The sequence below is a fragment of the Streptomyces sp. NPDC041968 genome (genome assembly GCF_055589025.1).
Map to the genome: position 1 here is coordinate 121904 of NZ_JBVJCB010000013.1, position 25532 is coordinate 147435.

Sequence of the window (25532 nt, forward strand, 5' to 3'; positions counted from 1 at the left end):
GCGTCGAACACGGCGTACCGTGATAGGTGCATATCCGCACCCCACCAGCTGAGACGCCCCCGCGGCCAGTCGGGAGAGCGCCCGTGACGCTCAGCTGCGAAACCTCTGAGGAGAACGTGCTGTGACCGGGATCAAGACGACCGGCGAGAAGAAGATGATGTTCTTCTCCGGCCGCGCCCACCCCGAGCTTGCCGAGGAGATCGCCCACGAGCTGGGTGTCGGGGTCGTTCCGACGAAGGCCTTCGACTTCGCCAACGGCGAGATCTACGTGCGTTACCAGGAGTCGGCGCGCGGTGCGGACTGCTTCCTGATCCAGAGCCACACGGCTCCGATCAACAAGTGGGTCATGGAGCAGCTGATCATGATCGACGCGTTGAAGCGCGCGTCGGCCCGCTCCATCACCGTCATCGTGCCGTTCTACGGTTACGCGCGGCAGGACAAGAAGCACCGCGGACGTGAACCGATCTCGGCGCGTCTGATCGCGGACCTGATGAAGACCGCGGGTGCGGACCGGATCCTCGCGGTGGACCTGCACACGGACCAGATCCAGGGCTTCTTCGACGGTCCCGTGGACCACCTGTTCGCGCTGCCGCTGCTGGCGGACTACGTGGGTGCGAAGGTGGACCGTTCGAAGCTGACGGTGGTCTCGCCGGACGCCGGCCGGGTGCGGGTGGCGGACCGCTGGTGCGACCGTCTGAGCGCGCCGCTGGCCATCGTGCACAAGCGGCGCGACAAGGACGTGGCGAACCAGGTCACGGTGCACGAGGTCGTGGGTGACGTGAAGGGACGTATCTGCGTCCTGGTCGACGACATGATCGACACCGGCGGCACCATCTGCGCCGCGGCGGACGCGCTGTTCGCGCACGGTGCGGAGGACGTCATCGTGACGGCGACGCACGGTGTGCTGTCGGGTCCGGCCGCGGACCGGCTGAAGAACTCGAAGGTGAGCGAGTTCGTGTTCACCAACACGCTGCCGACGCCGAACGAGCTGGAGCTGGACAAGATCACGGTGCTGTCGATCGCGCCGACCATCGCGCGTGCGGTGCGCGAGGTGTTCGAGGACGGTTCGGTGACGAGCCTGTTCGACGAGCAGTAGCGGCGAGCGGCCCGCGCCGACCGCCGCGGGCCGTCGTGGCTGATCGTTTTGGGTGCGGCCTCCCTCTCCGAGTAGACTGCTGCAGTTGCTCGGCGAGGGAGGCCGCACCCGTTCTGGCGGGTGTGGCGGTCCGTTATCGACGCGCTCTTCGTAGCAGGCCGTTCGTGGCCGGGTGACCACGTCCGTTTCTACCTCTACGAGGAGTGATCATGTCCGAGGTGAAGATCGCCGCCGCCACGCGCAGCGAGTTCGGCAAGGGTGCCGCCCGTCGCATCCGTCGCGACAACAAGGTTCCCGGTGTGCTGTACGGCCACGGTTCCGACCCGATCCACCTGACGCTGCCGGGCCACGAGCTGCTGCTGGCGCTGCGTACGCCGAACGTGCTCATCGCGCTGGACATCGACGGCGAGTCCAACGAGCTGGCGATCCCGAAGTCGGTCCAGCGCGACCCGATCAAGGGCTTCCTGGAGCACGTCGACCTGCAGCTGGTGACGCGCGGCGAGACCGTCAGCGTCGAGATCTTCGTGCAGACCGAGGGTGAGCTGGCGCCGGGCGGCAACCTGCTGGAGCACGTGCTGAACGCGCTGCCGGTCGAGGCCGAGGCCACGCACATCCCCGAGTCGGTCACGGTCTCCGTCGAGGGCCTGGAGGCCGGCGCCTCCATCCTGGCGAAGGACATCCCGCTCCCGGCCGGCACCAAGCTGGGCGTCGAGGAGGACACCGTCGTCCTGCAGGTCCTGGCCGCGCAGGCCGAGGAGCCCGCGGGCGAGGGCGAGGGCACGGGCGACGAGGCCGCCGAGGCCTGATCCTCGTCCCACGGTCAACGTCGGTCGGCCGCTGCTCCCGCGGGGGCGGCGGCCGACGCGTTTGTACGGACGGTCATGGCGGAGGGTCATGGCGGACACGAAGGAGACGGGGACGTGACGACGGACGCGAGTGCGCCCTGGCTGGTGGCCGGACTCGGCAATCCGGGGGCGGAGTACGCCGCGAACCGGCACAACGTCGGTTTCATGGTGGCGGATCTGCTGGCGGAGCGGATCGGGGCGCGGTTCAAGCGGCACGGCAAGGCGCAGGCGCAGGTGGTCGAGGGGCGGATCGGGCCGCCGGGGCCGGGCAGTCGGCGGGTGGTCCTGGCGAAGCCGATGTCGTTCATGAACGTGTCGGGCGGGCCGGTGACCGCGCTGCGGGACTTCTACAAGGTGCCGGTCGGCAACATCGTGGCGGTGCACGACGAGTTGGACATCGACTACGGCGTGCTGCGGCTGAAGCTGGGCGGCGGGGACAACGGGCACAACGGGCTGAAGTCGATCACGAAGGCGCTGGGGCCGGACTACCACCGGGTGCGGTTCGGGATCGGGCGGCCGCCCGGGCGGATGCCGGTGGCCGATTTCGTGCTGCGGGACTTCTCGTCGACGGAGCGCAAGGAGCTGGACTGGTTCGTGGACCGGGCGGCGGACGCGGTGGAGGCCCTGGTGATCGAGGGCCTGGAGCGGGCGCAGAGTTCGTACAACTCCTGACGCACACCTCCTGAAGTGCAGCTCCTGACGCGCAACTGCTGATGCACACTCCTGACGTACAACTCCCGACTTGTCCGGTGATGGTGCGCGGGCGAGTTGACCGGGCGTGCAGATATGGCCAATGATCCCGGCCATGCCCGCCTCCGCCGCCGCCCGTCCCCGTCAGGCCTCCTCCGCCCTGCTGCGGTTCGGCCGGATCGCGGCGATGGGTGCGGTGACGGTGGTGATCCTGATCGCCGGGGTCTGGGCGTCCTGGGGTACGGCGCAGCACGTGCTGCTGACCAAGGGCCGGGAGCAGGGCACCGTCGAGGTGACGTGGTGCGGCGGGGGTGTGTGCAGTGGGCCCTACGCGCCGGTGTCGGCGGGGTCGCAGGCGCGGGGGCGGGTGGTCCTGGAGGACTCGGTCGCCGTGCGCCAGGGGCGGACGTACAGCGTGGTGATGAAGCCGGGGGGTGACGACGCGGTGCGTTCGGGGCCGGCCGGGGTGCTCTACGCCTGGGTGCCGTTGGGCGGGGCGTTGCTGCTGGCGTCGGTGGTGGTGGCGGGCGGTCTGCGGCGGACGCGGACGGCGTGGGCGATGGCCGGGGCCGGGATCGCCCTGTTGACGGCGGCGTTTGTCGCGGTGTGAGGCGTCCGCGTACGGCGTGACGTGCCGGTGCCCCGGGCTCGGGTGAGCCCGGGGCACCGGTCTTTCGTCGGGGGCGGGGCGTCAGCCGGTGTTGCGCAGGCCCGCGGCGACGCCGTTGACGGTGAGGAGCAGCGCCCTGGCGAGCAGCGGGTCGGCTTCCTCGCCCGCGGCGGCGGCCTCGCGCTGGCGGCCGAGGAGGGCGACCTGGAGGTAGGAGATCGGGTCGAGGTAGGCGTCGCGGATGGCGAAGGTCTGCTTCAGGACCGGGTCGGCGTCCAGGAGTTCGGTCTCGCCGGTGACGCGCAGGACCTCGGCGACGGTGAGTTCGTGTTCGGCCTTGATGGCGTCGAAGACGTGCTTCAGCTCGTCCGGCACGAGGGTGTCGACGTAGTGCTGGGCGATGCGCAGGTCGGTCTTGGCGAGGGTCATCTCGACGTTGGAGATGAAGTTGCGGAAGAAGTGCCACTGCTGGTGCATCTCGTCCAGGACGGTGTCCAGGCCGGCCTCGCGCAGGGCCTTCAGGCCGGAGCCGACGCCGTACCAGCCGGGGACGATCTGCCGGGACTGGGTCCAGCCGAAGACCCAGGGGATGGCGCGCAGTCCGTCGAGCGAGACGCCCGAGCCGGGGCGGCGGGAGGGCCGCGAGCCCAGGTGCAGGTCGGCGAGCTGGTCGACCGGTGTGGAGGCCAGGAAGTACGTGGGCAGGTCGGGGTCCTCGACCAGCTTGCGGTAGGCGGCGTGGGCGGCGTCGGAGACCACGTCCATCGCGGCGTCCCAGCGGGCGAGCGCCTCGTCGGACTGGCGGGGCGCGGTGTGCAGGGCGGAGGCCTGGAGGGTGGCCGCGACGGTCAGCTCCAGGTTTTCCCTGGCCAGGGCCGGGATGAGGTACTTGTCGGAGATGACCTCGCCCTGCTCGGTCACCTTGATCTCGCCCTCCAGGGTGCCCCAGGGCTGGGCGAGGATCGCGTCGTGCGAAGGGCCGCCGCCGCGGCCGACGGTGCCGCCGCGGCCGTGGAAGAGGCGCAGCCGCACGCCGTAGCGGTGGGCGACGTCGCGCAGGCGGCGCTGGGCGCGGTGGATCTCCCACTGCGAGGTGGTGATGCCGCCGAACTTGGAGGAGTCGGAGTAGCCGAGCATGACCTCCTGGACGTCGCCGCGCAGGGCGACCAGGCGCCGGTAGGAGGGGTCGGAGAGGAGGTCCTCCAGGATGGTGTCGGCGGCCTTCAGCTCGTCGGTCGTCTCCAGGAGCGGCACGATGCCGATCTTCGCCCAGCCGGCGTGCAGGTCGAGCAGTCCGGCCTCGCGGGCGAGCACGGCGGCGGCGAAGACGTCGTCGGCGCCCTGGCACATGGAGATGATGTAGGACTCGATGACCTCGGGGCCGAAGACCTCCAGAGCGCGCCGGACGGTCTGGAAGACGCCGAGGGTCTTCTCCCCGGCGGCGTCGACGGGTGCCGGGGTGGGCGCCAGGGGGCGCCGGGAGCGCAGTTCCTTGGCGAGGAGCTTGGTGCGGTACTCGCGGGGCATGTCGGCGTAGCGCCAGGACTCCTCGCCGAGCCGGTCGAAGAGCTGGCCGAGGGCGTGGTGGTGGGCGTCGGCGTGCTCGCGGACGTCCATGGTGGCGAGCTGGAGGCCGAAGGCGGCGAGGGTGCGGATGGTGCGGGCGAGGCGGCCGTCGGCGAAGAGGCCGCCGCGGTGGGCGCGCAGGGAGGTCTGGACGATGCGCAGGTCGTCGAGGAGTTCGGCGGTGCCCAGGTAGTCGTGGCCGGCCTCGTGGGGGGTGCCCTTGGCGAGGCGCTGCTTGGTGTTCTCCAGCTTCTGCCGGATGCAGGTGGCCTTGAGCCGGTAGGGCTCCTCGGCGTTGAGGCGCTTGTAGCGGGGGCTGATCTCCGGGAGCCGCTCGAGGTCGGCCTGGAGGGAGGTGAGGAGTTCCTCGGTGGCGCCGGTGTAGCGGATGGAGTTGGAGAGGAAGCCGCGCAGCTCGTCGATCATCTCCAGGGCGTCGTTGATGCCGTGCTCGTGCTGGAGGATGAGGACGTCCCAGGTCACCTGGGGGGTGACGTTGGGGTTGCCGTCGCGGTCGCCGCCGATCCAGGTGCCGAAGGTGAGGGGGCGGGTGTCGTCGGGGAGCTTGACGCCGGCCCGTTCCAGCTCCGCGGTGAGGTCCTCCAGGACGTCGCCGACGGCGTTCGCGTGCAGTTCGTCGAGGTAGTAGATGGCGTTGCGGGCCTCGTCGGCGGGCTCGGGGCGCACGACGCGGAGTTCGTCGGTCTGCCAGACGAGGTCGATGTTCTCGGCGAGGCGGGTGTCGAGGCGGCGGCGGTCGGACGCGATGACCGGGGTGTCCAGGAGCGCGGCGATGCGGCGCAGCTTGTTGAGGACGGAGCGGCGGGCGGCCTCGGTGGGGTGCGCGGTGAAGACGGGCCGCACGTTGAGGTTGCGGACGGTCTCGCGCAGGTGCTCGGGGTCGGCGTCCTTCAGGCGGTCGGCGGTCCGCGCGAGCAGTCCGCCCTCGGCGGCGCGCCGGGCGCCCAGTTCCCGGCCGCGGTGGACCTGCTCGGTCACGTTGGCGAGGTGGAAGTACGTGGAGAAGGCGCGGACCAGCTTGGCCGCGGTCTCCAGTTCGGTGCCGCGCAGCAGCTCGGCGGCGGCCTCGCCGTCCTCTCGGGTGAGTCGGCGCACCTTTTCGACGAGTTCCAGCAGCTCGGGGCCCTCCTGCCGTACCAGGGTCTCTCCGAGGAGATCACCCAGCCGGCGGATGTCGGCGCGCAGCTCGCTGCTGGTCGTCACGGTGGTCTGGTCGTCGGCACTGCTCACAGGTGCGGCTCCTTGGAGTGTTGAAGCTCGTCTGGGAGGGGACCCGGACGGCCGTCTCGCGCGGCGGGAGCCGCTTACCTGGCCGGACGTCCGGGAAGTAGTTCAGAGCGGACCGCGCTGTCCGACCGACCCCCAGGATAGGTGTCGGCCGGGACGCGCAGGCTGTGGGGCTCTTGCCGCGGCACCACGCGCTGCCATACTTACGTCGCCGTAGGTTACGGAACCGTAGGAATGAGCACACGGATACCGAGACCCGGCACCTGACATCACCCTCGACCCCCCAGGGGACGCGCATGACCACGAGTTCCGATGTGATCCCAGACGCTTCGAAGAATCCCGACGGCACCGCCGCGCCGTCCGCCACCCTGGGCGGTGAGCAGAAGCGGTCCCTCGAGCAGATCACGCTGCTGCTGTTCATCACCGTCCCGTTCCTCGCGCTGGTGGCGGCGGTGCCGCTGGCCTGGGGGTGGGGGGTCAGCTGGCTGGACCTGGGCCTGCTGGTCTTCTTCTACTTCCTGGGCTGCCACGGCATCACCATCGGCTTCCACCGTCACTTCACCCACGGCTCCTTCAAGGCGAAACGGCCGCTGAAGATCGCGCTGGCGATCGCGGGCTCGATGGCCGTCGAGGGTCCGCTGGTCCGCTGGGTGGCCGACCACCGCAAGCACCACAAGTTCTCCGACCACGAGGGCGACCCGCATTCGCCGTGGCGGTACGGGGAGACGGTCCCGGCCCTGATCAAGGGCCTGTGGTGGGCGCACATCGCCTGGATGTTCGACGAGGAGCAGACCTCGCAGGAGAAGTACGCCCCGGATCTGATCAAGGACCCGGCGCTGCGCGCGGTCTCCCGCCAGTTCGTCCTGTGGACGCTGGTGTCGCTGGCCCTCCCGGCGCTGATCGGCGGGCTGGTCACGATGTCCTGGTGGGGAGCGTTCACCGGGTTCTTCTGGGGGTCACTCGTCCGGGTGGCCCTGCTGCACCACGTGACGTGGTCGATCAACTCGATCTGCCACGCGGTCGGCAAGCGCCCGTTCAAGTCGCGGGACCGCTCGGGCAACGTGTGGTGGCTGGCGATCCTGTCCTGCGGTGAGTCCTGGCACAACCTGCACCACGCCGACCCGACCTCGGCGCGGCACGGTGTGATGCGCGGCCAGCTGGACTCGAGCGCGCGGCTGATCCGCTGGTTCGAGCGGCTCGGCTGGGCCTACGACGTGCGGTGGCCGTCACGCTCGCGTATCGATTCCCGGCGGAACACGGACGAAGGCGGCTCCCGCCGCCGGAAGGAAACCGTCGAGGCGGCATGATGGTCGCTGTGGCGACCGACTCCAGCACTTCCAGCAATGACAAGCCGCGCCGCGCGCGCCGCACCCGGATGACCGGTGCCGAGCGCCGCCAGCAGCTGCTGGAGATCGGTCGCACCCTCTTCGCCGAGAAGGGTTTCGAGGGCACGTCGGTGGAGGAGATCGCGGCGAAGGCCGGGGTTTCCAAGCCGGTGGTGTACGAGCACTTCGGGGGCAAGGAGGGGCTGTACGCGGTGGTGGTGGACCGCGAGATGCGGCGGCTGCTCGACATGGTGACCAGTTCCCTGACCGCCGGCCATCCGCGTGAGCTGTGCGAGCAGGCGGCCTTCGCGCTCCTGGACTACATCGAGGAGTACACGGACGGTTTCCGCATCCTGGTCCGCGACTCCCCCATCCCGCAGTCGACGGGCACCTTCGCCTCCCTCATCTCGGACATCGCCACCCAGGTGGAGGACATCCTGGGCCGCGAGTTCAAGAACCGCGGCTTCGACGCCAAGCTGGCCCCGCTGTACGCGCAGGCGCTGGTGGGCATGGTGGCGCTGACCGGGCAGTGGTGGCTGGACGTGCGCCGCCCGAAGAAGGCGGAGGTGGCGGCGCACCTGGTGAACCTGGCGTGGCACGGGCTGGACGGTCTGGAGCCCAAGCCGCGGCTGATCGGCCACCGCAAGAGCTAGCGGCACCTCGGGGGAATCACGCATGCAGCCGCTTCGCGGAGTCACCGTCATCGCGCTCGAACAGGCGGTGGCTGCTCCCTACGCCAGCCGCCAGCTCGCCGACCTCGGCGCGCGGGTGATCAAGGTGGAGCGTCCCGGCACGGGGGACTTCGCCCGCGCCTACGACACCCGGGCACGGGGGCTGAGCTCGCACTTCGTCTGGGTGAACCGGAACAAGGAGTCCCTCACCCTGGACATCAAGGACCCGCGCGGCGCGGCGGTGCTGCGCCGGCTGATCGCGGACGCCGACGTCTTCCTGCAGAACCTGGCGCCGGGCGCTGCGGCCCGGGCCGGCCTGGGCGCGGCGGAGCTGCGGTCCCGGCACCCCGGGCTGATCGTGTGCGACATCTCCGGTTACGGCGCTCCCGGGCCCTACGCGGACCGCAAGGCGTACGACCTGATGGTGCAGGCGGAGTCGGGGCTGCTGTCCGTCACGGGCACGCCGGAGGAGAGGGCCAAGGTGGGCGTCTCGGTGTCGGACATCGCCGCCGGGATGTACGCCTACAGCTCGATCCTGGCCGCGCTGCTGGAACGCGGGCGGACCGGGCGGGGCACGCACCTGGACGTGTCGATGCTGGAGGCCACCGTGGAGTGGATGGGCTTCCCGCTGTACTACGCCCTCGACGGGGCCGAACCGCCGCCCCGGGCGGGTGCCGCGCACGCCACGATCCACCCCTATGGCCCGTTCACGGCGGGCGACGGCAAGGTCGTCATGATGGCGATCCAGAACGAGCGCGAGTGGCGCGGCTTCTGCGAGCGCTTCCTGGAGCGGCCGGAGCTGGCCGACCACCCCGACTACGCGACCAACGCCGCCCGCAACGCGCACCGCGAGACGCTGGGCGGGATCGTCGCCGCCCGCTTCGCGGAGCTGACGAGCGCCGAGGCGATCGACCTGCTGGGCGCGGTGCCCGTGGCCAACGCCCGGGTGAACACGCTCGACGAGGTGTGGGCCCACCCGCAGCTGGCCGCGCGCGGGCGCCTGCACGAGGTGCCGACCCCGGTGGGACCCGTACCGGCCCTGGCGCCTCCCGGCCCGACGGGGGCGCCCCGCATGGAGGCGGTGCCCGCGCCGGGCGAGCACACGCGGGCCGTCCTCGGCGAGCTGGGCCTGTCCGCCGAGGACATCGAGGCACTGGTGGCGGACGGGGTGGTGTGACCCGTCCGGTCCGCCGCCCGGGGTGGCGCGGCGGCCCCTGCGGGGGTGGTCACCGGCTCCCCTCCGTGCGGGCCACGGCGAAGACGCGGCGGAACGGGAACGGGGTGCCGTGCGCCCCGGCCGGGTAGGCGGCGCGCAGCGCGGTCCGGTACTCCTCGACGAAGGCGTCGCGGGCCTCGGGGTCGTCGTCCAGGGCGGTGAGCACGGGCCGCAGCCCCGTCCCCTTCACCCAGTCGAGGACCGCGTCCTCGCCGGGCAGCAGGTGGACGTACGTCGTCTCCCACACGTCGGCGGTGCAGCCGGCCGAGGTGAGGCGGTCGAGGTAGGCCTCGGGGGTGAGGACGGCCCCGTCGTGGCGCAGGGTGCCGGCGAGGCGGTCCCGCCAGCGCGGGGAGTGGGCGATCTCGCGCATCAGGCGGTGGCTGGGGGCGTCGAAGTTGCCGGGCACCTGGAAGGCGAGGACGCCGCCGGGGGCGAGGCCGGCGATCCAGTCGGGGAAGCGGTCGGCGTGGCCGGGGACCCACTGGAGGGTGGCGTTGCTGACGAGGAGGTCGTACGGCTCGGCGGGCGTCCAGGTGCGGACGTCGGCGGGGGCGAAGTCGAGGCGTCCGCCCCCGGGGGTGGCCCCGGCGTGCTCCCCGGCCCGTTCGAGCATCCGCGCCGAGTTGTCGTAGCCGGTGATGCGGGCGGTGGGCCAGCGGTCGGCGAGCAGGACGGTGACGTTGCCGGGGCCGCAGCCGAGGTCGGCGATGCGGGGCGGCCTCGCGGAGGCGCCCTCGGCGAGGTCGGGCACGCGCGCGAGGAGGTCGGTGAAGGGGCGGGCGCGGTGCCCGGCGTGGCGCAGGTACTGGGCGGGGTCCCAGGTGGGGATGGTGGCGGGCATGGAGCCTCCAGGGTCGCGTCCGGGGCGGGTACCCAGCGTCACCGAGCGACTATCTCGACGTCAAGAGAGTCGAGGTCAAGAGACTTCACGTCGACACAACCACTACACTGATCGTCATGGAGGACGAGGTCGATCGGCTGGTCGCAGCGTGGCGCCGGGAGCGCCCGGACCTCGACGTGGAACCGCTCGAGGTACTGAGCCGGGTCAGCCGGCTCGCCCGGCACCTGGACCGCGCACGGCGACTGGCCTTCTCCGAACACGAACTCGAGCCGTGGGAGTTCGACGTCCTGACCGCGCTGCGCCGCGCGGGGACCCCGTACCAGCTCTCGCCGGGCCAGCTCCTCACGCAGACCCTGGTCACCTCGGGCACGATGACCAACCGTATCGACCGCCTGGCCAAGAAGGGCCTGGTGGAGCGCCTGCCCGACCCCAGTGACCGGCGCGGGGTGCTGGTCCGGCTCACGGACGAGGGCCGGGACCGTGCCGACCGCTCCCTGGCGGGCCTGCTGGACCAGGAGCGCGCCATCCTCGCCGAGCTGTCCCGCGCCCAGCGCAGCGAACTGGCGGCACTGCTGCGCCAGCTGACCGCCCCCTTCGACAACATCCCCGGCTGAGGACCGTACGGGCCGAGGCCTCGCGGGTCCCGACCGGTGCGCACCGGCCCGTCAGGCGCTGGTGCTCTCCCGCGACCCGATCCGCTCGGCCGGCCCCAGGTCCACCGGTCCCACCCCGGCCCGGCGGGCCAGTGCCACGGCCGCGAGGGTGGAGTGGACGCCCAGCTTGCCCAGCACGTTCTGCATGTGGGTGCGGACGGTGTGGGGGGACAGGTACAGCCGCTCGGCGACGGCCTTGCGCCCGAGCCCGGCCACCATGCAGCGCAGCACCTCGCGTTCGCGCGGGGTCAGCGACTCCACCAGCCGTTCGCTCTCGGTGCGGTGCTTGCGGGCGGCGGTCAACTCCCGCAGGACGCCGGTGAGCAGGGCGGGCGGCAGATGCGTCTCGTCGCGCAGGACGCCCCGGATGACGCTGAGCAGCCGCGACAGGGAGCAGTCCTTGGCCACCCACCCGCAGGCGCCGGCGCCCAGCGCGAGGGCCGCCCGCCGGGGGTCGTCCTTCTCGGCGAGGACGACGGTCCGCACCCCGGGCTGGGCCGTCCGCACCCCGGCGACCAGGGAGATCCCGTCCACCAGGCCGTCCTCGTTGCCGTCCCGCACCGGCACGGCGGGCCGGGCGCCGGGCACCCGGCCGCCGAGGTCGGCGTCGACGAGCAGCACGTCGAACCGCCGCCCCTCGGACGCGGCCCGCTCCAGGCAGCGCAGCGCGGCCGGACCGCTGCCGGCCGCGGAGACGTCGACGTCGGGCTCGGCGGCCAGGGCGGCGGCCAGCGACTCGGCGAAGATGCGATGGTCGTCGACGACCAGGACTCGGATACGAACCACGAAACCCCCTCCCCCGAGCTCCTCCAGGAGCAGGGGATACCCATCGTCTGTCCGTCGTCGGAAGACGCCACCGGCACGGGTACGACGCCCGGAATCCCGTGCCCGACGGTGCGGTCGGTGCTCCGGAACAGGACGCCGCGGCCGCACGGCCGCCGCCGTACAACAACCACTGCCCCCGTCCCGGGCCTCGTACCCGGCTGTCTCGCCCCCTGAACGGCACCGGCCCCCACCGGTGCTGTCCATCAGAGTACGGGCGGGCGCCGGGAGCGGAAGGCTATTTGCAGAACTGACCGTCCGGCACGTTTATGGTGAGCCGCATGTTTCGTCTTGTGACAGAAGTGGACAAGGCGCGGCGCGATCTGCTGCGCACCCGCCTGCGGGAGACGAACACGGCGGCCTCCCCGGTGCTGCGTTCGTTGCGCGGAACCGCTCACGAACGCGAATTCCCCCTGCACGTCTGGGTCCTGGACGAGGCCGGTGCGCTGGCCGGTGGCCTCGTCGGCCACACCTGGGCGACCTGGCTGCACGTGACCTACCTGTGGGTGGCCGACCGCCACCGCGGCGCCGGGCTGGGCTCCGCCCTGCTGGCGCAGGCGGAGCGCGTGGCCCGCCGGGAACGGGGTTGCTCGGCGTCCCGGGTGGAGACCTGGGACTTCCAGGCACCGGACTTCTACCGGAAGCAGGGGTACGAGGTGGTCTGCGTGATCCCCGACTATCCGCCGGGGATCACGGAGTACACGCTGGTGAAGCGGTTCGGGTAGCCGGGCTCAGACGAGGCGCCGCGCCCCCGCCGAGGGCACCGCCTCGAAGACCCGCGGGGCGGTGAGGCCCGCCGCCGCGAACGCCTCCTCCACCGCCTTGGTGACGGCGTCGACGTCGGCCGCCTCCACGAGGACGATGGCCGAGCCGCCGAAGCCGCCGCCGGTCATGCGGGCGCCGAGGGCGCCGGCCGCGAGGGCCGTGTCGACGACCAGGTCCAGCTCCCGGCAGGAGATGCGGAAGTCGTCGCGCAGCGAGGCGTGGCCCTCGACCAGGACCGGGCCGATGGCGCGGGTGTCGCCGGACTCCAGCAGCGCCACCACCCGCTCGACCCGCTCGTCCTCGGTGACGACGTGGCGCACCAGGCGGCGCACCTCCTCGTCGTCGGCCAGCCGCTCCAGCGCCGCGTCCAGTTCCCCGTACGCCACGTCCCGCAGCGCGTCCACGCCGAGCAGCGCGGCGCCCTTCTCGCAGCCGGCGCGGCGCTTGCCGTACTCGCCCTCGCTGTGGGAGTGCTTGACGCGGGTGTCGACGACGAGCAGGCGCATGCCCTCGGCCGCGAGGTCGAAGGGGATCTGGCGCTGGGAGAGGTCGCGGGTGTCGAGGAACAGGGCGTGCCCGGTCTCGCAGCAGGCGGACGCGGTCTGGTCCATGATGCCGACCGGGGCGCCGACGTAGACGTTCTCCGCCCGCTGGCACAGCCGGGCCAGCTGCCAGCCGCGCAGGCCGAGGGAGTACAGGTCGTTCAACGCCAGGGCCACGACGACCTCCAGGGCCGCCGAGGACGAGAGCCCGGCGCCCGACGGGACCGTCGAGGCGAGGTGGACGTCGGCGCCGGTCAGCTCGTGGCCGGCCTCGCGCAGCGCCCAGACGACGCCCGAGGGGTAGGCGGTCCAGGACTTGTCCGAGCCGGGGTCCAGGTCGGCGACCCGCAGCTCGACGGGTCCGGCGGCGATGTCCGCCGAGTGCAGGCGCAGGATGCCGTCGTCGCGCCGGGAGACGGCGGCGACCGCGGTGTGCGGCAGGGCGAACGGCATGACGAAGCCGTCGTTGTAGTCCGTGTGTTCGCCGATGAGGTTGACGCGGCCCGGCGCCGCCCACACCCCTTCCGGGTCCGCCCCGTACAGCTCCCGGAACCGCTCGCCGACGGTCTCCGCGACAGCCTCGCCCATGCCCTGACCCCTAGCCCTTCGTCCAGTCCTGGTCCGCGCGCCGCTGCGCGAACTCCCACGCGTCCGCCACGATCCCCGCGAGGTCCGCGCGGGACGGGTTCCAGCCCAGTTTCTCGCGGGCGGTGTCCGCCGACGCCACCAGGACCGCCGGGTCGCCGCCGCGGCGCTCCGCGACGACCTCCGGGATCGGGTGGCCCGTCACCCGGCGGACGGTCTCGACGACCTCGCGGACGGAGAAGCCGTTGCCGTTGCCCAGGTTGCAGATGAGGTGCTCGCCGGGGGCGGCCGCGCCCAGGGCCAGCAGGTGGGCCTCGGCCAGGTCGGCGACGTGGATGTAGTCGCGCACGCAGGTGCCGTCGGGGGTCGGGTAGTCGTCACCGAAGACGGAGACGGCCTCGCGCCGGCCCTGCGCCACCTGGAGGACCAGCGGGATCAGGTGGGACTCGGGGTCGTGGCGCTCGCCGTACGCCCCGTAGGCGCCCGCGACGTTGAAGTACCGCAGCGAGACCGCGCCCAGCCCGTGGGCCTTCGCCTCGCCCGTGATCATGTGGTCCACGGCGAGCTTCGAGGCGCCGTAGGGGCTGGTGGGCCTGGTGGGCGCGGACTCGACGATCGGGGACTCCTCCGGCTCGCCGTAGGTCGCGGCCGTGGAGGAGAAGACGAGCCGGCGCACGCCCGCCGTGCGCATCGCCTCCAGCAGGGCCATGGTGCCGCCGACGTTGTTGTCCCAGTACTTCTCGGGCTTCACGACGGACTCGCCGACCTGGGAGAAGGCGGCGAAGTGCAGCACCCCGTCGAAGGTGGCGTCCAGCCACTTGGCGGCGTCGCGGATGTCCCCCTCGACGAACACGGCGCCCGCCGGGACGCCCTCGCGGAAGCCCGTCGAGAGGTTGTCGAGCACGACGACCTCGTGACCGGCTTCCAGCAGATGCTGGGCGACGACGCTGCCGACATAGCCCGCGCCGCCCGTCACCAGGTACTTCCCACTCATGAACTCGCTACCTCTCGCAGTCGCTCGGCCGCGAGCTCCGGGGGCACGTCGTTGATGAACACGTCCATGCCCGACTCGGAGCCCGCGAGGAACTTCAGCTTGCCGGACGTACGGCGGATGGTGAAAAGCTCCAGGTGCAGCGCGAAGTCGTCCCGCACCACGCCCTCGAAGTCCTCCAGGTGCCCGAACGGCGCCTGGTGCCAGGCGGCGATGTACGGCGTCGGAGGCTCGCCCTCACCGAAGATCCGGTCGAAGCGCCTCAACAGTTCCAGATAGACCTGGGGGAACTCTGTGCGAGCCGCCTCGTCGAGCCCGAGCAGGTCGGGCACCCGGCGCTTGGGATAGAGGTGCACCTCGTACGGCCAGTGCGCGGCGTGCGGCACGAAGGCGGCCCAGTGCTCGCCCTCCAGGACGACCCGCTCACCGGCCAGCTCCTCCTCCAGGACCGCGTCGAACAGGTTCTCCCCGCCCGTGGCGTCCTTGTGGGCGGCGAGCGAACGGAGCATCTGGGCGGTGCGGGGGGTGGTGAAGGGGTAGGCGTAGATCTGCCCGTGCGGGTGACCCAGCGTCACGCCGATCTCGGCGCCCCGGTTCTCGAAACAGAACACCTGGTCCACGGAGGGCAGATGCGACAGCTCCGACGTCCGGTCGGTCCAGGCATCGAGCACGAGCCGGGCCTGCTCCTCGCTCAGCTCGGCGAAGGACGCGTCGTGGTCGGAGGTGAAGCAGACGACCTCGCAGCGCCCGGAGTCACCGGCCAGCGAGGGGAAGCGGTTCTCGAAGACCACCACGTCGTACGACGAGTCCGGGATCTCGCTCAGCCGCTCGCCCCGCGTGGGGCACAGCGGGCACTGGTCGGCGGGCGGGTGGTAGGTGCGGCCCTGGCGGTGCGAGGCGATGGCGACCGAGTCGCCGCGCAGCGGGTCGCGGCGGACCTCGGAGGTGGTGACGGTGGGCTCCAGCGGACGGCGGTCCACGGCGTCGCGGACCGCGTCGTCGTGCAGGTCGTAGTAGACGAGCTCGCGACCGTCGGCCAGCCGGGTCGAGGTCTTCTTCACTGCCGCACTCCTCTACACCCGCACCCAATCACTCAACACAATCAAACATAACACATCACAACTCACCAGACCCGCCGCTCATCACAATCAAACAAAGAACGTCACCAGAAGTGTTCAATTACTGAACGCGGAGGCGTAGGTTCCGCTCCGGACCAGTTCGCGCAACGAAGCGAGTTCGTATGCATACCCCCACATATCTAGCCGCGGAGCTTCGACTCCCCACCAACTGGCTCGACTACACGATCCTCGGGATCTACTTCGTCGTCGTGCTCGGCATCGGCTTCGCCGCCCGCCGCTCCGTCAAGACCAGCCTCGACTTCTTCCTGTCCGGCCGCTCGCTGCCCGCCTGGGTCACCGGCCTCGCCTTCGTCGCGGCCAACCTGGGCGCCACCGAGATCCTCGGCATGGCCGCCAACAGCGCCCAGTACGGCGTCTACACGACCCACTGGTACTGGATCGGCGCCATCCCGGCGATGGTCTTCCTGGGTCTGGTGATGATGCCGTTCTACTACGGCTCTAAGGTCCGCTCGGTCCCGGAGTTCCTCCTCCTGCGCTTCGACCGGGCCGCGCACCTCCTCAGTTCGATCCTGTTCGCCGTCGCCGCCATCCTCATCGCGGGCGTCAACCTCTACGCCCTCGCGATCGTCGTCGAGGCCCTCCTCGGCTGGCCGCAGTGGGTGGCCATCGTGGTCGCCGGCTTCTTCGTCCTCGCGTACATCACGCTCGGCGGCCTCTCCTCGGCGATCTACAACGAGGTCCTCCAGTTCTTCGTGATCCTGGCCGGCCTCATCCCGATCACCATCCTGGGCCTGAAGAAGGTCGGCGGCTGGGACGGCCTGTCCGACTCCCTCACCCAGTCCCGCGGCGGCGACTTCATGACCGCGTGGGGCGGCACGGGCATCGGCAGCGACAACCCGCTGGGCGCCAACTGGCTGACCATCGTCCTCGGCCTCGGCTTCGTGCTGTCCTTCGGCTACTGGACGACCAACTTCGCCGAGGTGCAGCGCGCCCTGTCGGCGAAGAACCTCTCGGCGGCCCAGCGCACGCCGCTCATCGCCGCCTTCCCGAAGATCTTCATCGTCTTCGTCGTCATGATCCCGGGCCTGGTCGCCGCGGTCCTCGTCCCGAAGATCGGCACCCCCGGCTCGGACCTCCAGTACAACGACGCCATCCCGTACCTGATGCAGCAGCTGCTGCCCAACGGCGTCCTCGGCATCGCGGTCACCGGCCTCCTGGCCGCCTTCATGGCCGGCATGGCGGCGAACGTGTCGTCCTTCAACACGGTCTTCACCACCGACATCTGGGCGCGCTACGTCGTGAAGGACCGCGAGGACGGCTACTACGTGCGCTTCGGCCGCCTGATCACGGTGATCGGCGTCCTCGCCTCCATCGGCACGGCGTTCCTGGCCTCGTCCTTCTCCAACATCATGAGCTACCTCCAGACGCTCTTCTCCTTCTTCAACGTGCCGATGTTCGTGGTCTTCATCATCGGCATGTTCTGGAAGCGGGCGTCCATGAAGTCCGGCTTCTGGGGCCTGATCGCCGGCACCACCGCGGCGATGGTGAACTACTTCGTCGTCTACAAGCAGGGCATCATCGACATCCCCTCCGACCAGGGCGCCAACTTCGTCTCGGCGATCGCCGGCTTCGTGGCCGGCGCGGTCGTCATGGTCGCGGTCTCCCTGTTCACCGCCCCGAAGCCCACCGCCGAACTCCAGGGCCTGGTCTACGGCACCACGTCCCCCGGCATGACCGAGGCACCCGCCGAGGGCGACGACGCGTGGTACCGCAAGCCGGCGCTGCTGGGCTGGGGGGCGGTCGTCCTGGCCGCCGCCTGCTACATCCCGTTCTCGTTCTGACCGCGGGAGGATTGAGAGAGCATGTCCGATTCCTACTCCGACAAGAACGTCCAGGACGAGGTCTCCGAGCTGGAGACCAAGTCCGTCACCGCCGCGCGGCTGTTCGACATCCGGCGCATCATCGGCGGCCTGTTCGTGGTCTACGGCGTCATCGTGACGATCGCGGGCTTCGTGGCGTCCGACGACGACATCGACAAGGCCGAGGGAGTGAACATCAACCTGTGGACCGGCCTCGGCATGCTGCTCCTCGGCCTGTTCTTCCTGGCCTGGCTGAAGCTGCGCCCGACGGCTCCCCCGCCGCCGCCCTCTGCCGAGGAGTGACGGGGTTCTTGCATGCCCCGGGGGCGCCGGCCGCGCCCCCGGGGACCCGGCCCGGCGCTACGGGGTGCCGCTGCGCCCCCCACAGGCCGCCGCAGGCACCCGCTCAACCGCCGGAGGCACCCGCCCGCTCCAGCAGCCCCGTCCGAGCCGCCAGCGCCGCCGCCTCCAGCCGCGACCCCACCCCCAGCTTCATCAGCACCCGCTGCACATGCGTCCGGGCCGTGGACGGCGCGATCCCCATCCCCGCCGCGATCAGCCGCGTGTCCTCGCCGTCGGCGACCCGCACCAGCACCTCCACCTCCCTCGGCGTCAGCATCTGCAGCAGCCGCTGCCCCTCGTCGTCGGGCTGGGCCGCGGGATTCAGCAGCTCACCGAAGGCGCCCTGCAACAACGACGGCGCCACCGCCACCTCCCCGGCCCGCGCCTTCATGATCGACCGCTCGACGCCCTCTATCCGCTCGTCGTGCCGGACGTATCCCGAGGCCCCCGCCGCGAACGCCGCCGCGATCCCGCGGGGGTTCGGCACCGGGCCCAGCACCAGCACCGCCACCTGAGGACGCTCCCGCTTGATCCGCACCACCGGATCGAAGATCCCCGGCTCGGCCGGCGTCGCCGTCCCCAGCAGGCACACCTCCGGCGCCCGGCTGATCACCAGCTCCGCCGCCCCGGCGGCCGGCGCCGCCGCGGCGAGCACCCGGTGCCCCCGCAGCTTCAGCGCCGAGGCCAGCGCCTCGGCGAGCAGTCGGTGGTCGTCGACCACCATGAGCCTCACTCCCATGGAGCAACCCCCCAGTCACCCGGCCTGCCCCGGAAGCTACACGCTGGCTCGACGTCGCGCTGCCCTACCGGTGATAACCGCCCCGGATCACCGGCCCGCCGGCACCACGCCCCGCCGGCGCGCGCCCCCACGGGAGAGGCCCCGCCCCTGAACAGGGACGGGGCCGCACGAAGCCGCAGCGGCGCGTCTCAGCCGCTGGTGCCGAACCCGATCGCGAGGTACTCCTTCTCGTCCGCGCTGGTCGGCTCGCTGGCGTACGTCTGCGCCATGTACAGGCGCCCCTGCGAGTAGAGGTACTCGGAGTACTCCGGCAGCATGCTCGCCTCCACGTCCCGGACCGTCTCCGTCGCCGGGTTCTCCAGCAGCGTGGTCTGCTTGAAGGTCCCGCCGTCGATGCTGACGATCTGGCCGCCCTTGTCGTAGGGCGGGCGCTTGTAGGCGATCACGTTGTTGCCGTCCATGCGCAGCGGGGTGATCGTGTAGTCCTCGCCGGCGTCCGCGCGCTGCCCGGTCTGCTTGCCCGTGGCGAGGTCGAAGGCGACGACCTCGTTGGTCCGGCTGTAGGACTCGCCGCTGCCCTCGTGCTCCTCGGTCGGGATGTAGAGCCGTCCGTTGCCGACCGCGAGACCGGTGCACTGCTCGACCTTGGTGATGATGTCGCACTCGGCCCCGAACTCGTCGCCCGGCACCGAGATGCGGTTCAGCAGCTTCCCGGTCTTGTTGTCGATGGAGAACAGGTCCGAGATGCCGCTGCCGTCACCGGCGGAGTCCGCCACGTCGGCGGCCACGACCAGCGGGTTCGTCGACACGACGCCCGCGTACTCGATGCCCTTGGCCATCTTGTACTCGGAGATCACCTTGCCGGACTTCGGGTCGATGGTCTGGATGTTGAGCTGCCGGGCGTCGTACGACCCGCAGCGGCGCACCGCGACCAGCTTCTCGCCGCCCGCGTACCCCATGTCCTGGCAGGTGTCGGTGGCCTTCGGGGACCAGCGGACGTCGCCCTCGGCCACGCCGAAGGCGACGCCGCCCTCGCTGCTGCCGGCCGCGACGGTGTCGCCGCTGATCGTGACGTTGTCGAAGGAGATCGGCTGGTCGCCTGCGGTCTTCGTCCACACCTTCTTGCCCGCGTCCAGGTCGATGACCGCGACCTGGGTGCAGCCGTGCGAGGGCTCCGCCTTGGTGGGCATCGCGGGCTGGTGGACGATGACCGTCTTGTTGTCGTCGGTGACGTGCTTGGTGGCCGTGCACACGGGTCCGGCCAGCTTGATCGTCCACTTCTTGCTGCCCTTGGCGGGGTCGTAGCCGACGACCTCGGCGATGCCGCTCTTGGCGTACACCTGGTCGGTGAGCCACGAGCCGGAGACGACGACGCTGTTGTCGTCCTTGCTCACCGCGGGCGCGGGCACCTGGAAGAGCACCTTGGACGCGGGGTCGGACGGCACCTTCTCCTCGCTGCCGGAGGGCGCGCCCTCGCCGCCCTTGCCGTCCGTGCCGCCCTTGCCACCGATGCCGCCACTGGAGCCGGCGGTGTCGTCCTTGCCGCTGTCACCGGAGGAGCCGGCGTACCAGACACCGCCGCCGATGATCAGTGCGATCGCGACGACCGCCGCCACGATGATCGCCAGCTGCGCGTTGATCTTCCCACCGCCGCCCGGCCTGCCCGCCTGGGCCTGCATCGGCACGGTCGCCTGCGGATAGCCGTAGCCGGGCTGGCCGGGGTGAACGGGCTGCCCCGGCTGCCCGTACGGCGGGGTCGGCTGCCCGTAGGGTCCCGGCTGCTGCGGCTGCCCGTACGGGCCGGGCTGCTGGCCGGGGTAGCCGTAACCGGGCTGGGGCTGCGGCGGAGCCTGCGGGTACCCGTACCCGGGCTGCGGCTGCGGCGGGCCCACCGGCGTCTGGGGCGGCACCGGCGGGGTCTGCGGCGCCGACGCAGGAGTCTGCGGGGCGGCCGGCGGGGTCTGCGGGGCCGACGGCGGGGTCTGCGGGTAGCCGTAGCCCGGTTCCGGCGTCTTGCCGAGGTTCGGCGCACCGCCCGACGGCGGGGTCGGCGGCTGCGGCGGCTGGTCCTGCGGGGGGCCGAAGCCTCCCCCCTGCGGGGGCTGGTGGGGCGGCGGGGGCGGCGGCTGGGTCATGGCGTGAGCACCTCGGGGAGCGGAGACGGCGGGGAGAGCCGTCCGGGCCGGCGGCGCGGGCCCGGACGGACGGGTCCTCGGGAGGGGACGGAACGGGCGGGAGGAGTCACTTGCCGAAGGCGAGCATCAACTTCTCCTTGGCGTCGTCGTTCCCGGTCAGACGGGTGCTGGAGAGGTAGAACCGCCCGTCGACCCAGTCGATGTCCTTGGAGTAGAAGCCGCTCTCGATGTCCGCGACGCCCTGCGGGTTCTTGAGCAGCTCGGTCGGCTCGTGGCTGCCGCCGCCGGTGGCGATGGACACGACCCGGCCGCCCGCGTCGTAGGAGGGCTGGACGTAGGCGATGAGCCGGTCGCCCTCGACCTTGATCGGCGTCATCGTCTCCTCCGCGGGGGACTTGACGCGCCACTTCTCCTTGCCGGTGGTGAGGTTGATCGCGACGATCTCGTTGGCGCCGGTGGTCGCCTCGGTCGGCAGGTAGAGGGTGCCCGCGGCGACGGCGACGCCCGCGCAGCCCTGGAGGTCGCGTTCGAGGATGGCCCAGCCGCACTCGGGGGCGAATTCCTCGTCGACGCCGACCTGTTCGAGGACCTTGCCGCCGGAGGTGAAGGTGGAGATGTTCCAGACCTTCTTTTCCTCGTTGGTGGCGTAGATCACGAGCGGGTCGACGGAGTAGGCGCGGGCGACCCGCCAGCCCTTCTCGTACTTGTAGGTCCACTGGACCTTGCCGGTCTTCGGGTCGAGTCCCTGGATCTCGTCGTGCGCGTTGTTGCCGCCGGCGCCGCAGGAGGCGACCTGGACGAGCTTGGTGGCGCTGCCCGCGAAGCCGGCCGGGAAGCAGGCGTCGCCGTACCGCTTCTTGTCGTACAGCTTCTTGCCGCTGGTGACGTCGTAGGCGGTGCCGGACTGGGAGCGGCCGACCATGAGGACGGTGCCGCTGAGGTTCAGCTCGACGGAGAGCGTGGAGTCGAACAGCTCGCCGTCGGCGACCTCCTCGCTCCAGCCCTTCGCACCGGTGGCGAGGTCGATCTCCTGGAGCTTGTTGCACTTGGCGCGGTCGCTGGAGCCGCTCATGTAGGCGACGACGATCTTGTCGTCGGCCGTCTTCTCCGGGGTGACCGCGCAGATCTTCTCCGGGAAGGCGACCGGGTCCCAGGAGGGCTTGCCGTCGCCGACGTCGTACGCGAAGAGCTGCTTGTACGCGGCCTTCACGGCCGTCTTGTCGGTGACCCACATGCCGGGGGCGTCGGCGCCGGAACCGGGGGCGTCGGGCGCCTCCTTGTACCAGAGCACCTTCGACTCGCCCGCCTGGCGGCCCTCGTTGAGGTTGTCGGGGTCCTCGCCGCCGTCGCCGCTGCCGTCACCGGGGTTGACCGGGGCGCCGCCGGAGCCGGAGGGCTTCGGGTCGTCGCTCTTGCCGGCGACGGGCTTCTTGTCCTTGTCGTCGCCGCCGCTCGCGGTGACCGCCCACACGCTGCCGCCGATGACGAGCAGGGCCGCGACCGCGGCGCCCACCACCAGGGCCGGCTTGCCCTTGAACGGGTTGCGCGATCCGGAACCGCCGGGCGGCGGGGTGCCGGGCGCGCCCGGGAACTGCGGCTGCGGGTACCCGTAGCCGGGCTGCGCGCCGTACGGCCCCGGCTGCTGGGGCGCTGCGTACGGGCCGGAGTTGTACGGTCCCGGCTGTCCGTACGGGCCGGGCTGCCCCGGCTGCTGCGGGTAGCCGTACCCCGGCTGCGGCGGTGGTCCGGACGGCGGGCCCTGCGGGGGCGGCGGCGTCGGGGGCGGGCCCTGCGGGGGCGGCGGGGTCGGTGCCCCGAAACCTCCCGGCGGCGGATCCTGCGGTGCTCCGAAGCCGCCCTGCGGCGGCTGGTTCGGCGGCTGGCTCATCAGCGCGTTCCCCCTTATTGCTCACTGATTTCTGGCCACGTCCCCGGGGTACGCGCTGGCCTCGGAGTCGTTCGACGGCAGTCATGCAGACAGTTCTCGGACGGCCTTTCTATCACCCGGGCCGGACAGCACACCGGGCCGCGTCCGCCCCTGTACCCAAGGGAGAACCGGCCCGTGATGCCTCTGTTACGCGCCTTCACGCCCTCTTCACGCCACGCACGCCCCCGACTGCCCCCGGGCGCCGCCCCCGCTAGGCGTCCTCGGCCAGTTCCAGCCAGCGCATCTCCAGCTCCTCGCGCTGCCCGGCCAGTCCGCGCAGCTCGGCGTCGAGTTCGGCCACCTTCGCGAAGTCCGTGGCGTTCTCGGCGATCCGCGTGTGCAGCTTGGCCTCCTTCTCGGAGACCTTGTCCAGCTGCCGCTCGATCTTCTGGAGCTCCTTCTTGGCGGCGCGCACGTCGGCGGCGCTCTTCTCGGGCACCTCCTCGGCCGGCTTCACCGCGGCCACCGGGGCGGAGGCGGCGGCCGCCTCCTCCATCCGCCGGCGCCGCTCCAGGTACTCGTCGATGCCGCGCGGCAGCATCCTGAGCGCGCCGTCGCCGAGCAGGGCGAAGACCCGGTCGGTGGTGCGCTCGACGAAGAACCGGTCGTGGGAGATGACGATCATCGAGCCGGGCCAGCCGTCGAGCACGTCCTCCAGCTGGGTCAGGGTCTCGATGTCGAGGTCGTTGGTGGGCTCGTCGAGGAAGAGGACGTTGGGCTCGTCCATGAGGAGCCTGAGCAGCTGGAGCCGGCGGCGCTCACCGCCGGAGAGGTCCCCGACCGGCGTCCACTGCTTCTCCTTGCCGAAGCCGAAGGTCTCGCAGAGCTGTCCGGCGGTCATCTCGCGGCCCTTGCCGAGGTCGACGCGCTCGCGGACGCGCTGCACGGCCTCCAGCACCCGCCAGGTGGGGTCGAGTTCGGCGACCTCCTGGGACAGGTAGGCCAGCTTGACGGTCCTGCCGACCTTGACGCGTCCCCCCGCGGGCTGCTGCTCCCCGTCGCTGTACGCGGCGTTCGCGAGGTCCCGCAGCAGGGAGGTCTTGCCCGCGCCGTTGACCCCGACCAGGCCGATGCGGTCGCCGGGGCCGAGCTGCCAGGTCACGTGCTTGAGCAGCACCTTGGGGCCGGCCTGGACGGTCACGTCCTCCAGGTCGAACACGGTCTTACCGAGCCGGGAGGAGGCGAACTTCATCAGCTCGCTGCTGTCCCGGGGCGGCGGCACGTCGGCGATCAGCTCGTTGGCGGCCTCGACGCGGAAGCGGGGCTTGGAGGTGCGGGCGGGGGCGCCGCGCCGCAGCCAGGCCAGCTCCTTGCGGACCAGGTTCTGCCGCTTGGTCTCCTCGGTGGCGGCGATCCGCTCGCGCTCGGCACGGGCGAAGACGTAGTCGGAGTAGCCGCCCTCGTACTCGTACACGTCACCGCGCTGCACGTCCCACATGCGGGTGCAGACCTGGTCGAGGAACCAGCGGTCGTGGGTGACGCAGACGAGGGCCGAGCGGCGGGTGCGCAGGTGCTGGGCGAGCCAGGCGATGCCCTCGACGTCGAGGTGGTTGGTGGGCTCGTCGAGGACGATGAGGTCCTGTTCGTCGATGAGCAGCTTGGCCAGCGCGATCCGGCGCCGCTCGCCACCGGAGAGCGGTCCGATGACGGTGTCCAGGCCCTGCGGGAAGCCCGGCATGTCCAGGCCGCCGAAGAGGCCCGTCAGCACGTCGCGGATCTTGGCGTTGCCCGCCCACTCGTGGTCGGCGAGGTCGCCGATGACCTCGTGGCGGACGGTCGCCGCGGGGTCGAGGGAGTCGTGCTGGGTGAGGACGCCGAGCCGCAGCCCGCCGGACTGGGTGACGCGGCCGGTGTCCGGCTCCTCCAGCTTGGCGAGCATCCGGATCAGCGTGGTCTTGCCGTCGCCGTTGCGGCCGACGACGCCGATGCGGTCCCCTTCGGAGACGCCGAGGGAGACCCCGTCGAGCAGGGCACGGGTGCCGTACACCTTGCTGACGTTCTCGACATTGACCAGGTTGACGGCCATTTCTCTCCTGCCTGGGGGACGATCGACCCTCCAGGGTAGTCCGGCCGGACCGGGACTCAGTCCCGCACGGTCGCCCCGGGGGCCGGCCCGCAGGCGGTGCGCACGTCGCGGCAGGTCCCGGAGGCACGCAGCACCCCGGCGATGTCGGACGCCGCACGGGCGTCGGTGGCGAGGAAGGCCGTGGTCGGCCCCGAGCCCGAGACCAGCGCGGCCAGCGCCCCCGCCGCCCGCCCGGCCGCGAGGGTGTCGGACAGCTGCGGGAAGAGGGAGAGGGCGGCGGGCTGGAGGTCGTTGGAGACGGCGACGGCGAGCGCGGCGGGGTCGCCCTTGGCGAGCGCCTCCAGCACGGCCTGGTCGGCGGCCGGCTCGGGGATCTCCAGCCCCTCGCCCAGCCGGTCGAACTCGCGGAACACGGCCGGGGTGGACAGGCCCTTGGCGGCCACCGCGAAGACCCAGTGGAAGGCGCCGCCGACCTCGAGACCGGTCAGCTTCTCGCCCCGCCCGGTGCCGAGCGCGGCCCCGCCGACCAGGCTGAACGGCACGTCGCTGCCCAGCTCGGCGCAGATCGCGAGCAGCTCGTCGCGGGACGCGCCGGTGCCCCACAGGGCGTCGCAGGCGACCAGCGCGCCGGCGCAGTCCGCGCTGCCGCCCGCCATGCCGCCGGCGACGGGGATGTCCTTGGCGATGTGCAGGTGCACGTCGGGGCGGCGGCCGTACCGCTCGGCGAGGGCGAGTGCCGCGCGGGCGGCGAGGTTGGTGCGGTCCAGCGGGACCTGGTCGGCGTCCGGCCCCTCGCAGGTGACGCGCAGGCCCTCCGGTGAGGGGGCCGCGGTGACCTCGTCGTACAGCGAGACGGCGAGGAAGACGTTGGCCAGGTCGTGGAAGCCGTCGGGGCGCACGCCGCCGACCGCGAGCTGCACGTTGACCTTGGCGGGGACGCGGACCGTCACGCTCAC

General features: G+C 71.7%; 22 protein-coding genes. 11 read left to right on the forward strand and 11 right to left on the reverse strand.

Annotation, left to right across the window (positions count from 1 at the left end):
• The first annotated feature begins 121 nt into the window (after nt 1-121).
• The 4 genes from ACZ6EG_RS28515 (at nt 122) to ACZ6EG_RS28530 (ending at nt 3241) form a co-directional block, all read left to right on the forward strand.
• The gene (locus ACZ6EG_RS28515; protein ID WP_356608896.1) at nt 122-1096 is read left to right on the forward strand and encodes a ribose-phosphate diphosphokinase; all 975 of its coding nucleotides are present in this window, start codon (nt 122-124) and stop codon (nt 1094-1096) included.
• 209 nt (nt 1097-1305) lie between these two features.
• On the forward strand, nt 1306-1902 hold the full coding sequence (locus ACZ6EG_RS28520) for a 50S ribosomal protein L25/general stress protein Ctc (protein ID WP_469608746.1): 597 nt from the start codon (nt 1306-1308) through the stop codon (nt 1900-1902).
• 75 nt (nt 1903-1977) lie between these two features.
• Nucleotides 1978-2613: an aminoacyl-tRNA hydrolase gene (gene pth / locus ACZ6EG_RS28525; RefSeq protein ID WP_356608900.1), complete on the forward strand. Its 636-nt coding sequence runs from the start codon at nt 1978-1980 to the stop codon at nt 2611-2613.
• Nucleotides 2614-2734: 121 nt separating this feature from the next.
• Complete coding sequence (locus ACZ6EG_RS28530; protein WP_469608904.1) at nt 2735-3241, forward strand: hypothetical protein; 507 nt, start codon at nt 2735-2737, stop codon at nt 3239-3241.
• Nucleotides 3242-3322: 81 nt separating this feature from the next.
• Here ACZ6EG_RS28530 and ppc read toward each other — a convergent pair whose 3' ends face one another.
• On the reverse strand, nt 3323-6058 hold the full coding sequence (ppc, locus tag ACZ6EG_RS28535; RefSeq protein WP_469608750.1) for a phosphoenolpyruvate carboxylase: 2736 nt from the start codon (nt 6056-6058) through the stop codon (nt 3323-3325).
• A gap of 293 nt (nt 6059-6351) precedes the next feature.
• Between ppc and ACZ6EG_RS28540 the strand changes: the two genes are divergently transcribed.
• From ACZ6EG_RS28540 to ACZ6EG_RS28550, 3 genes are read left to right on the forward strand one after another with little or no spacing between them, the layout of a single operon-like run.
• Nucleotides 6352-7362: an acyl-CoA desaturase gene (locus ACZ6EG_RS28540; protein ID WP_391971074.1), complete on the forward strand. Its 1011-nt coding sequence runs from the start codon at nt 6352-6354 to the stop codon at nt 7360-7362.
• The gene (locus tag ACZ6EG_RS28545) at nt 7359-8033 is read left to right on the forward strand and encodes a TetR/AcrR family transcriptional regulator (RefSeq protein WP_469608754.1); all 675 of its coding nucleotides are present in this window, start codon (nt 7359-7361) and stop codon (nt 8031-8033) included. Before ACZ6EG_RS28540 ends, ACZ6EG_RS28545 begins: the two co-directional genes overlap by 4 nt.
• Before the next feature lie 22 nt (nt 8034-8055).
• Nucleotides 8056-9228, forward strand: coding sequence for a CaiB/BaiF CoA transferase family protein (locus ACZ6EG_RS28550; RefSeq protein WP_469608757.1), 1173 nt, complete (start codon nt 8056-8058; stop codon nt 9226-9228).
• A 49-nt stretch (nt 9229-9277) separates the two neighbouring features.
• On the opposite strand, the gene ACZ6EG_RS28555 is transcribed toward ACZ6EG_RS28550, so the two are convergent.
• Nucleotides 9278-10111 (reverse strand): trans-aconitate 2-methyltransferase, encoded by an 834-nt coding sequence (locus ACZ6EG_RS28555; RefSeq protein WP_391971072.1) that lies wholly within the window; start codon nt 10109-10111, stop codon nt 9278-9280.
• 116 nt (nt 10112-10227) lie between these two features.
• Here ACZ6EG_RS28555 and tamR point away from each other — a divergent pair, with 116 nt between their 5' ends.
• Nucleotides 10228-10725, forward strand: a complete 498-nt coding sequence (tamR, locus tag ACZ6EG_RS28560; RefSeq protein WP_055417342.1) for a MarR family transcriptional regulator TamR — start codon at nt 10228-10230, stop codon at nt 10723-10725.
• Nucleotides 10726-10776: 51 nt separating this feature from the next.
• Here the strand turns inward: tamR and ACZ6EG_RS28565 are convergent, their stop codons facing one another.
• Nucleotides 10777-11550 (reverse strand): response regulator transcription factor, encoded by a 774-nt coding sequence (locus ACZ6EG_RS28565; protein WP_391971071.1) that lies wholly within the window; start codon nt 11548-11550, stop codon nt 10777-10779.
• 305 nt (nt 11551-11855) lie between these two features.
• Between ACZ6EG_RS28565 and ACZ6EG_RS28570 the strand changes: the two genes are divergently transcribed.
• Entirely contained in the window at nt 11856-12311 is a 456-nt protein-coding gene (locus ACZ6EG_RS28570; RefSeq protein ID WP_469608761.1) for a GNAT family N-acetyltransferase, read from the forward strand.
• 6 nt (nt 12312-12317) lie between these two features.
• Here the strand turns inward: ACZ6EG_RS28570 and galK are convergent, their stop codons facing one another.
• From galK to galT, 3 genes are read right to left on the reverse strand one after another with little or no spacing between them, the layout of a single operon-like run.
• Nucleotides 12318-13481, reverse strand: a complete 1164-nt coding sequence (galK, locus tag ACZ6EG_RS28575; RefSeq protein WP_391971069.1) for a galactokinase — start codon at nt 13479-13481, stop codon at nt 12318-12320.
• A gap of 10 nt (nt 13482-13491) precedes the next feature.
• Nucleotides 13492-14472 carry a UDP-glucose 4-epimerase GalE gene (gene galE / locus ACZ6EG_RS28580; protein WP_469608765.1) on the reverse strand — a complete coding sequence of 327 codons (981 nt, stop codon included), beginning with the start codon at nt 14470-14472 and terminating at the stop codon, nt 13492-13494.
• Nucleotides 14469-15530, reverse strand: coding sequence for a galactose-1-phosphate uridylyltransferase (galT, locus tag ACZ6EG_RS28585; RefSeq protein WP_391971067.1), 1062 nt, complete (start codon nt 15528-15530; stop codon nt 14469-14471). The genes galE and galT overlap by 4 nt, the downstream gene beginning before the upstream one ends.
• Nucleotides 15531-15709: 179 nt before the next feature.
• Between galT and ACZ6EG_RS28590 the strand changes: the two genes are divergently transcribed.
• Complete coding sequence (locus tag ACZ6EG_RS28590; protein WP_469608768.1) at nt 15710-17389, forward strand: sodium:solute symporter family protein; 1680 nt, start codon at nt 15710-15712, stop codon at nt 17387-17389.
• Between the two features lie 21 nt (nt 17390-17410).
• Nucleotides 17411-17710 (forward strand): hypothetical protein, encoded by a 300-nt coding sequence (locus ACZ6EG_RS28595; protein WP_391971065.1) that lies wholly within the window; start codon nt 17411-17413, stop codon nt 17708-17710.
• 103 nt (nt 17711-17813) lie between these two features.
• Here ACZ6EG_RS28595 and ACZ6EG_RS28600 read toward each other — a convergent pair whose 3' ends face one another.
• From ACZ6EG_RS28600 to ACZ6EG_RS28620, 5 genes are all read right to left on the reverse strand, one after another.
• Entirely contained in the window at nt 17814-18488 is a 675-nt protein-coding gene (locus ACZ6EG_RS28600) for a helix-turn-helix transcriptional regulator (RefSeq protein ID WP_391971064.1), read from the reverse strand.
• A gap of 188 nt (nt 18489-18676) precedes the next feature.
• A complete protein-coding gene (locus ACZ6EG_RS28605) occupies nt 18677-20623 on the reverse strand; it encodes an outer membrane protein assembly factor BamB family protein (RefSeq protein WP_391971063.1) in 1947 nt (648 codons plus the stop codon).
• Between the two features lie 106 nt (nt 20624-20729).
• Nucleotides 20730-22511, reverse strand: coding sequence for an outer membrane protein assembly factor BamB family protein (locus tag ACZ6EG_RS28610; protein ID WP_469608773.1), 1782 nt, complete (start codon nt 22509-22511; stop codon nt 20730-20732).
• A 250-nt stretch (nt 22512-22761) separates the two neighbouring features.
• The gene (locus ACZ6EG_RS28615; protein ID WP_391971061.1) at nt 22762-24576 is read right to left on the reverse strand and encodes an ABC-F family ATP-binding cassette domain-containing protein; all 1815 of its coding nucleotides are present in this window, start codon (nt 24574-24576) and stop codon (nt 22762-22764) included.
• 56 nt (nt 24577-24632) lie between these two features.
• Nucleotides 24633-25532: a 4-(cytidine 5'-diphospho)-2-C-methyl-D-erythritol kinase gene (locus tag ACZ6EG_RS28620; RefSeq protein WP_469608776.1), complete on the reverse strand. Its 900-nt coding sequence runs from the start codon at nt 25530-25532 to the stop codon at nt 24633-24635.